The following is an 11775-nucleotide window of genomic DNA, read 5'->3' as shown; positions in this document are numbered from 1 at the left end:
AGTAAATGCGTATTCGTAATGCACTTCTCGCCATGACCTCGATGGTGGCTCTGCCCTCCCTCGCCATGGCCAGCACGATCACCGGCCCGTATGTCGATATGGCAGCCGGCTATAACCTGGTTCAGCACCAGAGTGCCCGCGTTGGCACAGGCCGCAGCATCAAGCGCGATGCTACGCAAGACTACGGCAAAATGCACTCCGGCACAGGCTTTAACGGCTATCTGTCCGCTGGTTATGGCTTCGGCAACGGCCTGCGTGCTGAGGTTGAGGGTAACTACAACCAGACGCATATCAATCGTCTGACAGGCACCTTCGCTGATGGTGGAACACGTCACGCTCATGGTAAGAGCGAAGGCTATGGCGCGTTCGTCAACGTCCTGTATGACATTGACCTCGGCATGTTCGGCCTGAACAACTTCCCTGTCACACCGTTCGTTGGTATCGGTGCTGGCTATATGTGGCAGAACTACCGTAAGGTTTACAACCGCGGCACAAACTATCCTAACTTCAACAACACCACAGGTGGCCTCGCTGCTCAGGGTATTGTTGGTGCGGCTTACGACATCCCAGGCGTTCCCGGTTTGGCTCTGACCACCCAGTATCGTTTCATCGGTCAGGCTGGTTCTTCAGGGGGGGGCTCCAACGGCCGTCACTACCTGCATCATGACGGTGAACGCGGTGATCGCGTTGGTTATGGCACACGCTATACCCACCAGTTCCTCTTCGGTGTTCGTTACGCCTTCAACAGCGCACCGCCAGCTCCGCCTGCTGCACCGCATGTTGTCGTTCCGCCGCCGGCTCAGGCTGCTCGCACTTACCTCGTCTTCTTCGACTGGGATAAGTCCAACCTGACAGGTCGCGCTCGTGAGATCGTTGCTCAGGCTGCTCAAGCTTCCACACACGTCCAGACAACACGCATCGAAGTTAACGGTTACACCGATAACTCCGCTGCTCATCCTGGCCCGCGTGGTGAGAAGTACAACATGGGTCTCTCCATCAAGCGCGCTAACAGCGTGAAGGCTGAGCTGGTCCGTCTCGGCGTGCCTGCTACAGCTATCGACATCCACGGTTACGGCGATGCCAAGCCGCTGGTTACAACAGCTAAAAACACACGTGAGCCGCAGAACCGTCGTGTTGAGATCATCCTGAAGTAAGTTCAGATGAACACTCAGCGGACCATCTAAGGTTTGTGAAAGAGGGCACCTCCGGGTGCCCTTTTTTGTGGGCTTTTTATCTCTAAAACCGTTCTAGAAATCCTTACGTCTAGAGCCAAGCTATGCTAAGCCCCTAGCTATTCCATCCCTCACAGCGTTGGCACCTAAAAGAAGCAATGCACCTCATCAAACAAAACTGGCAAAAATATTATCCCCTCCTCCAACGGTTCTTCTATTTTGGTATCGTTGGTGCGATAGGCTTCCTGGTAGATTGGGCTACATTATCGCTCTTTCGTCATGCCCTTGGCCTGCGCCTCGCCGCTTTGCTTGCTTATATTGTGGCCTCTAGCAATAACTGGTTGTTAAATCGTTATTGGACATTCCGCGACCGTTGCCGCGAAAGCTATACACTTCATCACCAATGGGGACGATTCATCCTCGCTAACTTACCCGGATTTATCATCAATCGCGGAATTGTGCTGGCTCTGTTCAGCCTCTGGCCCCTTACACGCCATTATACTTTTATCGCCCTTCTTTGCGGCACGGCTGGCGGCATGTTCATCAATTTCGCCTTCTGTCATCATTTCGTCTTTCACAAAAAGAAAGACTAATCCGACTAAGAATCCTGCCATTTCCAATAACGCGGGAATCCTCTAACATACGGAAAGCATTCCTCCTTTCCGCCCTTCGGACTTATAGGCTCATGATCAGCACCAACGATATCCGCTCTCAATTCCTCAGCTACTTTGAATCTCACGGTCATCAGATTCTACCCTCTGCGTCTCTTGTGCCACAAAATGACCCATCCCTTCTTTTTACCAATGCGGGGATGGTCCCTTTTAAAAACGTCTTTACCGGGCAAGAGAGCTTACCCTTCAAGCGTGCAACAACAGCCCAAAAGGTCGTCCGGGCGGGCGGGAAGCATAACGACCTTGATAATGTTGGCTATACAGCCCGGCATCATACTTTCTTTGAGATGATGGGTAATTTCAGCTTTGGAGACTACTTCAAAGCGGAAGTGATTGAATTCGCTTGGACACTCCTAACCAAGGGCTTCTCCATCCCTGCGAAAAAGCTGCTTGTTACTGTCTATGCAGATGACCATGAAGCCGCAGAATTGTGGAAAAAAATCGCAGGTCTTACGGACGAAAAAATCATCCGCATTGCTACCTCTGATAATTTCTGGCGCATGGGCGATACTGGCCCTTGTGGCCCCTCCTCCGAAATCTTTTACGACCACGGCCCCTCTGTTGCTGGGGGCCCTCCCGGTAGCCCTGATGAAGATGGCGACCGCTTTGTCGAGATTTGGAATCTCGTCTTTATGCAATTCTTTGAGGAAGGTGAGGGCAAACGCTCCAACCTCCCCCATCCTTCTATTGATACCGGCATGGGGCTAGAGCGGTTCGCTGCCGTTATGCAGGGTAAGAAGGATAATTACGATACAGATACCCTCCGCGCTTTAATTGAGGCCTCTGCGGAGTTAATGCATCAAGATGCTGATGGGCGTTTTAAAACCAGCCATCGCGTTGTGGCTGACCATTTACGCTCTACAGCCTTCCTCATCTCCGATGGTGTTCTCCCCTCCCGCGAAGGGCGCGGCTATGTCTTACGCCGCATTATGCGCCGTGCCATGCGCCATCTCCATCTCATGGGCGCGAAGGAGCCTGTTTTTTATCGCCTCCTCCCCGCGCTCATCCAACAGATGGGCCATGCCTACCCAGAGCTAAACCAGCATAAAGCCCTCATTGCTGAGACCATGAAAGGCGAGGAAGAACGCTTCACCGCCTTACTTGGCCGTGGGATGGCTCTGCTGGAAGAGGAAATGGGACGCCTCTCCAGCAAAGGGCAGCTCCCCGGTGATGTGGCTTTTAAGCTTTACGACACATTTGGCTTCCCGCTGGACCTTACCCAAGATGTCCTCCGTGAGCGCGGCCATAAAGTGGATGAGGCAGGCTTTGAAAATGCCATGGCTGAGCAACGCCAACGTGCCCGTGCGGCCTGGGTGGGCTCTGGCGATAGTGCTGTAGAGACTGTGTGGTTTGATGCGCGCGACCGCTTCGGGGGGACGGAGTTCCTCGGCTATGTAAGTGAAGCCGCGGATGCCCAAGTGCAATCTATCTTCCGCGGTAGTGATGAACTCGCCGAGGCAAAAGCGGGTGATGAAGTCGCTATTCTTCTCAACCAATCGCCTTTTTATGGGGAGAGTGGTGGGCAAGTGGGCGACCACGGCACGCTCACAGGCCCCGGTTTGAAAATCGACATCACCGATACGCAAAAGAAGAACGGCACGCTCATCGTGCATTATGGCCGCGTGGTGGAGGGTGTCCTCAAACCCGGTATGGATGTCCATGCCGAAATCGACCATACACGCCGGACGGCCGTGCGCGGGCATCACTCTGCCACACATTTATTGCATGAGGCCTTGCGCCGTCACATTGGCGAGCATGTCACCCAAAAAGGTAGCCTCAACACGCCGGATCGTTTGCGGTTTGACATCAGCCAGCCCCGTCCCCTCACTGAGGAGGAGCTAAAGCACATTGAGGCTGAGGTTAATGCGCGCATCCGGCAAAATAGCCCGGTTGAAACGCGCCTCATGACGCAGGAGCAAGCCATTGAGAGCGGGGCTATGGCCCTCTTTGGTGAGAAATATGGCGACGAGGTGCGCGTTGTCTTCATGGGGGATGAGGATGAGAAAAACCGCCAAGCCTACTCCATCGAGCTTTGCGGCGGAACGCATGTAAACCGTCTGGGTGAGATTGGCCTTTTCCGCATCCTGTCCGAAAGCGGGGTCTCATCTGGTGTGCGCCGCATTGAGGCCGTATGTGGGGCCGCAGCAGAACAGGCTATTCGCACTAGTGAGGACCGCCTTGCCGAGATGGCCGCTCTGCTCAAGGTCACACCGGCTGAGGCTCCCGCTCGTCTTGCCGCTTTGTTAGAGGAGCGCAAAGCCTTAAATGCGCAGATTTCCTCTCTGCAACATAAGCTAACAACGGGGGATGGTGCGGCATCAAGCGAGACAATCAACGGTGTTACGCTTGCAGCCCGCTTCTTGGAGGATGTAAACCCCAAGGACCTCAAAGGACTAGCTGAGGGGCTGCTCAAACAGATTTCCTCCGGCGTTGTCGCGTTAATCTCCGGGGCGAATGAGCGTGGCAGCATCGTCATTGCCATTAGCAAAGACCTCACCACACGTTTTGATGCTGTAGCCCTTGTCCGTGAGGCTTCTGCCCTCATGGATGGTAAAGGTGGCGGTGGCCGTCCCGACATGGCCCAAGCCGGTGGGACTGAACCCGCTGCTGAAGCTGTGTTTGAGATGATTCGCCGTAAACTTACAGAGGGTTAAGGTCTTTTCAGCTAGACGGAGATTAAAAATCTTTTTAAGGGTGCGGAGCGATAGGGCTGTATCTCTCTATCGCTCCACCTGCCATTACGCCATCTTTTATTTTTGTATGAGGCGTCTTAACCGGGGAAACAAAAATATGGTCTTTCACCGTAACACTCTGCTAGAGCTGCTGGATGGCGTGCAGACTTTCGAGAGCGAAGTGTATCCACAAAAGCAGGATCTATTCCAGAGTCTAGCTTACGATCAGACCCCGCCAACCTTGTTCATCACCTGTGCGGATAGCCGCATCAGCCCTAGCCTGATTACACAGACAGAGCCGGGTGAGCTGTTCCTCATCCGCAATGTCGGTAATATCGTCCCCGCCTATGGCAATATGGTTGGGGCAATCGCCTCAGCCATTGAATATGCTGTCGGTGCGCTCAAGGTAAAGAACATCATCATCTGCGGTCATTCTAACTGCGGGGCTATGTCGGCTCTCATCGACTTAGCTACGGAACCGGACAAGCTAAAACATATGCCCACCGTCCGCCGTTGGTTGCATAATGCAGAGGCCGCCGCTGCGACTATTAGTGACCTCCGTGCCGAAGATGTCGGCCCTAAGGATGTGCGCGACCTTGCGGAAGCAAATGTTCGTTTGCAGATTACACATCTAAAAACCCATCCCATCGTTGCCAAAGCCCTCTCCCGTGGGGAGCTAAATGTGCAAGGATGGTATTACGATATTAAGAAGGGCCGTGTTTATATTCTTACTGAGGATGCCAAAACAGAACATTCCGTCAAAGAGGCTATCGCTATCCTTAGAAAAAATAAAAACCCCAATGATGTTTAATCATGCCATCATGACAAACTATAAAAACCGCCTGCGCGCGCTCGTAGGCGGTTTTTTATGTGCCATGCTCTTTGGCTTCCTCTCATCCGCTCAAGCCTCTACCCCGCTTAAACTCACAAGCTGGAATATGGATTGGCTCACCCTCCGCCCCGCTAATGACCCCGCCTTACCGCCTAACGTCCCTACCCGGACACAGGCCGATTTTGCTGCCTTGCGCGCTTATGCAGAGAAGCTCCAAAGCGACCTTATCGCCTTTGAGGAAGTCGATGGCCCAGACGCAGCACGACAGGTTTTCCCCCCGCAGGATTATGTTCTGTTCTTTGCGCCTGACCCCATCATCCAGCAAGTCGGCCTTGCTATGCGGCGCGATAAGGGGCTGACAGCAACCCTCAACCCGGAGCTTACGGCCCTCAATATACTACAAGAGGGCCATCACCACCCCCTAAGAGGGGGGCTAGACATCACCATCCATCATGGGGATGCCCATTTACGCCTCCTCATCCTGCACTTAAAAACAGGCTGCTGGGCCCAGCCACTGACCTCTAAAAAACGGGCTTGTCGGCTGCTTTATCAACAATTTCACGTCATTGAAAATTGGATTTTAGACCGTCAAGATGACGGTATCCCTTTTGCCATTCTAGGCGATTTTAACCGCCGCCTCACCCCGCTCGACCCACTTATGCAAACCCTGCAAAGCGATGCCCCCCTCACCCTGACCACTGCTGGCTTCTCCAGCCCATGTTTAGGAGGGCGGCAATTTATCGACCATATTATCCTCGGCAACCAAGCGCGGGAGTGGCTTATTGCCGATAGTCTAAGGGTTATGGTCTTTCCCCATACAGCACGGGGCATAACCCTCTCGGATCATTGCCCCGTTTCTGTCCAGCTAGCTTTGCCTTAAGCCTTCTCAACAAGCCCAATCTGCTTAATATCATGGAAGCTGAGGGCCTCATTCATCTCCATAGCGCGATTCATCATAAAGCCTGAACCAGCGAGAAAGACGGGGTCTCCATCCAAATCATCAGCCATGGCACTACGATTGACAGCCGTAAATTGCTCCAACGCCGCCTTTTCGCCCGTAACCCAACGCGCTAGAGTGAAGGGCGTGCTCTCAAAACCAACAGGCACGTTATATTCAGCATTCAGGCGGGATTGTAGAACATCAAGCTGCAAGGTACCCACCACCCCGACAATCGGCGGTGCTCCATCTTGAGGGCGAAAGAGCTGGACAACCCCTTCCTCTGCTAATTCAACCAATGCTTGGCGGAGTTTCTTGGCCTTCATAGCATCATCTAAACGCACACGGCGAAGAATTTCTGGTGCAAAATGAGGCACACCGGTAAAGCGCAGCTCCTCGCCATCGGTTAATGTATCCCCAATCCGCAATGTGCCATGGTTCGGGATGCCCACCACATCACCTGCAAAGGCTTCCTCCACTAACTGACGGTCTTGGGCGAAGAAGAATTGCGGCGTGTGCAGGGCGAATTGTTTACCAACCCGCACATGTTTAAGGCGCATACCACGCGTTAAACGGCCAGAGCACACACGCGCAAAGGCCATGCGGTCCCGATGGTTAGGGTCCATATTGGCTTGAATCTTAAAGATTAAGGCCGTGACATTCTCCTCCGTTGCCTCAACCTCACGCGTCTCAGAGGATTGCGCGCGCGGTGGCGGCCCGTACGCAACAAGCGCATCCAGCAAATCCGTAACGCCAATTTCCTTCATCGCGGAGCCGAAAAAGACGGGCGTTAAATGGCCCTCATCAAAAAACTCTTGCTCAAAGGGGGGCAATACGCCCTCAGCAAGCTCTACCTCCTCCCGCATCAGCTGCAAGCGTTCATCATCCTCTGCTAACTCCTCTTTGAGATGCAGAGATTTGGTGCGGATATCATAAATCCCGGCAAATTTTGCAGCACGCCCAACCGGCCATGTCGCAGGGGAGACATCCAACGCCAATGCGCTAGAAATCTCATCAAGCAGCTCAAAGCAATCTTGTGCCTCACGGTCCATCTTATTGATGAAGGTGACGATGGGAATATCCCTCAACCGGCAAATCTCAAAGAGTTTCCGCGTCCGTGCCTCAATCCCCTTTGCCGCGTCAATCACCATCACGGCGCAATCCACCGCCGTTAGCGTGCGGTATGTATCTTCAGAGAAATCCTCATGGCCCGGTGTGTCTAGCAGGTTAAAGACACAGCCCCCGTAATTGAAGGTCATCACCGAGGTAACAACAGAAATACCACGGTCCTTCTCAATGCTCATCCAGTCCGAACGGGTGCGCCGCCGCTCCCCCTTGGCCCGCACATTCCCAGCTAGCTGAATCGCCCCACCAGCGCGAAGGATACGCTCTGTCAACGTGGTTTTACCAGCGTCAGGATGGGAGATGATGGCAAATGTGCGCCGGCGTGACACCTCCGCTGCAATATCACCAGCTTTAGGAGACTCGGACATAGGGACTTTCCTCACTTATGAGCATGAAACAGCAAACGCCGGACGGTACAAACCGCCCGGCGTCTCTTATACGGCTCAAAAACCGTCTCTTAGCGGGAGTAGAACTCGACCACCAGATTCGGCTCCATCTGCACCGGATACGGCACATCGGAAAGCTGCGGCACGCGGATGAAGGTACCCTTCATCTGGCGATGATCAACCTCGATATATTCAGGCACATCGCGCTCAGCACTCTGGACGGAATCCAGAACAATTGCGAGCTGCTTGGACTTCTCACGCACCTCAATCACATCCCCTTCCTTCACGAGGTAAGAAGGAATATTGACGCGCTTACCATTCACCAACACATGGCCGTGGCTGACAAACTGACGTGCAGCAAATGGCGTCATAGCAAATTTCAGGCGGTAAATAACCGCATCCAGACGACGCTCCAACAGACCAATCAGGTTCTCAGACGTATCACCCTTGCGGCGCACAGCCTCATCATAATAACGGCGGAACTGCTTCTCGCTGATGTTACCGTAATAACCCTTCAGCTTCTGCTTCGCCATCAACTGAACAGAATAGTCAGATGGCTTCTGACGGCGACGCTGCCCATGCTGGCCGGGGCCATATTCACGGCGATTAACGGGGGATTTTGCACGGCCCCACAGGTTAACGCCAAGGCGGCGGTTAATTTTATACTTGCTCTCAAGACGTTTTGACATCGGTTAAACCCGTATTCTCTCTCAGACGTACCGATTCTGCGCGGCAGCCCTTTGTTGCACCGGTAGGCTCTCTCCCCATGTTCAACAATGGTTAGACAGAACGGAATCGCCTACGACCATACGGAAGAACAACGCCACAGCGCGCTGCCTCCCAGCCAGACCATCCACATTCCCGGCAATGGGGTTGCGAGTACATGAAGGGATGAGGAATGTCAAGAAACAGGAAGCAATCGCTACCATCGCCTTATAAAAACTATAAAATTAAGATGCGTTTTTATAAGTCCATCTTGGAAAACGCCTTCGCTATCCCGTAATATCGCCCCATATACCTCTTTGTCATTAAGGGAGAATGCTTCCTCATGGAGCAAACTCAAACCAACACCGGGCCACAGCTTACCCCACCACATGGGTTTGCCCCGGCCATTGCAGCCCTCATGCTGGGTACCTTCACCATTGGCACGGGCGAATTCGCCATGATGGGCATTCTGCCCGCCTTCTCCAAGGCACTTCATATCTCTGTCGAGCATGCAAGTTCCGTCATCTCCGCCTATGCCTTAGGGGTCGTCATTGGCGCACCTGTAATGGCGATTGCTGGGGCGCATCTATCACGCCGTACCATTCTGCTTCTCTTGCTCACCCTCTTTTGCATCGGCAATATCGGCACTGTTCTTTGCTCCGCTCTACTTCCGATTGAGGTCATGCGCTTTATCACCGGGCTTCCACACGGGGCCTATTTTGGTATCGCCGCCTTGACCGGGGCTTCCATGACCGTACGCGCCCGGCGTGGGCGAGCCATTGGCATGGTCCTCTCCGGGATTATGATTTCCACCGTTATTGGAGCTCCCCTCAGCACCTTCCTCTCCCATTATATCTCATGGGAGGTCATTTATGGGGCTTTGTCCGTCCTAGGCCTGCTCTGTATTGCAGGAGTATGGGCTCTCATCCCGGCCGATAAACCGCGCCATGATAATAATGCCCTCTCAGAACTTACTGCCTTTAAAAACCCTCATGTTCTGCTCACCCTCCTTACAGGGGCTATCGGCTTTGGAGGGATGTTTGGGGTTTATACCTTCCTCACCTCCGCGCTTGCCCAAGTTACGCATCTAAGCCCTTGGATGGTTACGCTGTATCAAGTCATCTGGGGCTGTGGCATGGTCGCTGGCAATGCCTTTGGCGGGGCCATGATTGATAAAAACCTCGACCTCACAACCATTTTCAGCCTCATTGCTAGCATTATCTTCATGCTTGCCTTCTGGGTTTTTCTCCCATCCCCTGCGGCAATGGTTGTGATTTGTTTCTTTCTTCCTGCCGCTACGATTATCCTAAGCCCTGCTATGCAAGCGCGCCTTATGGATGTTGCAGGGAATGCGCAAACACTCTCCGCCTCGCTTAATCATTCCGCCTTTAATATTGCTAATGCATTAGGGGCATCCTTTGGGGCGTTCCTCGTTGGGCATGGGCTGGGGATGAATGCAGTCGGCTGGGGCGGGGCCATACTCTCCGCTGGAGGGCTGGTGATTTACCTTCTCACCCTCCATGTTGGCCGCCGCCATCCCCTTTAACCCCAAAACGCAGCGCGTGCCTTACGGATGTTGTGTTGCAACGGGCACTGGCTCTGGTGCTGTTTCAGCCAAAGAGCCTTCAATATCCGCCAAGGCTGCGCTGCTGCCCAACGTCCCTGCTGCATAAGCGAGGGATGCAGCAGCACTCAACATACCGTAATAGCTGTCAGAAACGGAAAGACGCGCATTAAGAAGTGTATTTTGCAGCTCTAGCATACGCGTCATCGTCCCATCACCAGAACGGTAAGCGGTCAGAGCAGCATCAAAGCCCGTTTGGCTAGCCTTTTGCAAGCTAAGAGCCGCTTGATAGGCGGTAATCCCCGTATGGAGCATCGCCTCCGCGCTCACGATAGTTCGTACTGCGTTATTTTGTGCATCTTGCAGCGCAGCACGGGCACTATCCTCGCGCTCATGAGCTTGCCGCAAACGGTTACGGCGTAGCCCACCATCATAAATTGGGACAGAAATCCCCGCCGTGATCGTACTCCCAAAGGCATGGATACGGTCATTCAAAGACGCAACCGGCCCTAAAGGTAAATCGCGAAAATGCAGGTCATCAAAATTATACCCCACATTCCCATTCATGAAGATTTGTGGCCGATAACTCGCCCGCGCCCCCTCAACAGCACTTTGTGCCGCCCGCAAACTTGTATAAGCAGCCAAAACATCCGGCCTGCGTGAGACAGCTTGATGAACCATCTCCTCACTAAGGCGAATATCATCAACCTTAATATCGCGCTTATTATCTGTCTGCACATGCAAAGGTTGCGAAGGATTCAACCCAACGGCTGTAAGCAGCTCTAGCCGATAGGTTTCGACATCGCCTTCCGTGCGTGCCAGAACCAACTCCGCCTCAGCAACAGCTTGTTCAGCCTGAGACGTATCCACCACAGTCCCTTCGCCATTGCGTAAATTAGCCGCCGCAGCGCGAGAAATCTCATGCGCGTTCTCAAGCGATTGCTTCACTAAAGCGACATTATTTAACGCTGCAGAATAGCGATAATACGCCAACGCTACTTGATGAATAACCTTCTGATGCTCACCAGTAAAAAGAATATTCTTACCTAAGCTAATCTGGCTGGCTTCCTCCATCGTGGCACGACGTTTGCCGAAGTCGAACAATAGCCATTCCAGTCCCACTTGTTGCCGCTCGATTGTGCCATGAATCTTCGTATTACTATTCGTTGAGGCGTCACCGCGAATCCTGTTATGCGGCTCCAACACCATATATCCCCCCATAGCACTTGCCGTTAAATGAGGGAGATATTGCGAGCGCGCGATGCCTGTCTCCGCCGCGCTCTGACGTGCCGCATCCCACGCCATACGCGTTGAGGGGTTAAGGGACTGCGCTGCATCAATCAAATCCGCCAAATTATAAGCGTGATCGACCTGAACGGAAGCTAAAGCAGGAGCCTGAGGCATACTATGGTCCGCCGCCAACCTAAATCCCGCTGGCATACGCAAGCCCCGCGCGCCACGCTCTGCATGAGGGGTAGCCTCTCCCCCTGCAAGGAGATGACCTTGCGCATTAGTCCGCTGTGCCCAAGGGCGGTCTGGTGCCGTGGGCGCATCCTTCATCGCCCCTGTTTGGCAACCGCTAAGAGCTGTGCTGCCTACCAACCATGCACACAGCCACACCGCCTTGCGCCACCGCCCGCCCGGCGCGCTATATTGGCAAGATGACACAACTGGCCAGCTTTGTGCCTTTTGTCCTTTATTATGCCTCATG

General features: G+C 53.5%; 10 protein-coding genes. 6 read left to right on the top strand and 4 right to left on the bottom strand.

Annotated elements, in window-relative coordinates:
* Positions 1–5 precede the first annotated feature (5 nt).
* The 5 genes from GM557_RS03185 (at position 6) to GM557_RS03165 (ending at position 6227) form a co-directional block, all read left to right on the top strand.
* On the top strand, positions 6–1154 hold the full coding sequence (locus tag GM557_RS03185; protein ID WP_155572929.1) for an OmpA family protein: 1149 nt from the start codon (positions 6–8) through the stop codon (positions 1152–1154).
* Between the two features lie 176 nt (positions 1155–1330).
* Complete coding sequence (locus GM557_RS03180) at positions 1331–1765, top strand: GtrA family protein (protein WP_155572928.1); 435 nt, start codon at positions 1331–1333, stop codon at positions 1763–1765.
* Between the two features lie 92 nt (positions 1766–1857).
* Complete coding sequence (gene alaS / locus GM557_RS03175; protein ID WP_155572927.1) at positions 1858–4497, top strand: alanine--tRNA ligase; 2640 nt, start codon at positions 1858–1860, stop codon at positions 4495–4497.
* A 136-nt stretch (positions 4498–4633) separates the two neighbouring features.
* Positions 4634–5326, top strand: a complete 693-nt coding sequence (locus GM557_RS03170; RefSeq protein ID WP_155572926.1) for a carbonic anhydrase — start codon at positions 4634–4636, stop codon at positions 5324–5326.
* Positions 5316–6227: an endonuclease/exonuclease/phosphatase family protein gene (locus tag GM557_RS03165; RefSeq protein ID WP_230880585.1), complete on the top strand. Its 912-nt coding sequence runs from the start codon at positions 5316–5318 to the stop codon at positions 6225–6227. Before GM557_RS03170 ends, GM557_RS03165 begins: the two co-directional genes overlap by 11 nt.
* On the opposite strand, the gene GM557_RS03160 is transcribed toward GM557_RS03165, so the two are convergent.
* The 3 genes from GM557_RS03160 to GM557_RS03150 all read right to left on the bottom strand — a co-directional run bounded on the left by GM557_RS03160 (position 6224) and on the right by GM557_RS03150 (position 8724).
* On the bottom strand, positions 6224–7777 hold the full coding sequence (locus GM557_RS03160) for a peptide chain release factor 3 (protein ID WP_099026130.1): 1554 nt from the start codon (positions 7775–7777) through the stop codon (positions 6224–6226). The genes GM557_RS03165 and GM557_RS03160 overlap by 4 nt on opposite strands.
* A gap of 89 nt (positions 7778–7866) precedes the next feature.
* Positions 7867–8484 carry a 30S ribosomal protein S4 gene (gene rpsD, locus GM557_RS03155; protein ID WP_043560719.1) on the bottom strand — a complete coding sequence of 206 codons (618 nt, stop codon included), beginning with the start codon at positions 8482–8484 and terminating at the stop codon, positions 7867–7869.
* 81 nt (positions 8485–8565) lie between these two features.
* Entirely contained in the window at positions 8566–8724 is a 159-nt protein-coding gene (locus GM557_RS03150; RefSeq protein WP_155572925.1) for a hypothetical protein, read from the bottom strand.
* Positions 8725–8843: 119 nt separating this feature from the next.
* On the opposite strand from GM557_RS03150, the gene GM557_RS03145 reads away from it, so the two are divergent.
* Positions 8844–10046 carry an MFS transporter gene (locus GM557_RS03145; RefSeq protein ID WP_155572924.1) on the top strand — a complete coding sequence of 401 codons (1203 nt, stop codon included), beginning with the start codon at positions 8844–8846 and terminating at the stop codon, positions 10044–10046.
* Between the two features lie 21 nt (positions 10047–10067).
* Here the strand turns inward: GM557_RS03145 and GM557_RS03140 are convergent, their stop codons facing one another.
* Positions 10068–11774: a TolC family protein gene (locus GM557_RS03140; RefSeq protein WP_196424583.1), complete on the bottom strand. Its 1707-nt coding sequence runs from the start codon at positions 11772–11774 to the stop codon at positions 10068–10070.
* Position 11775 lies beyond the last annotated feature (1 nt).

This window comes from Bombella sp. ESL0385, from assembly GCF_009725755.1.
Lineage (GTDB): Bacteria > Pseudomonadota > Alphaproteobacteria > Acetobacterales > Acetobacteraceae > Bombella > Bombella pollinis.
Note: the sequence above shows the minus strand (reverse complement) of the source record. Positions and strands in the feature narration are given on the sequence as shown.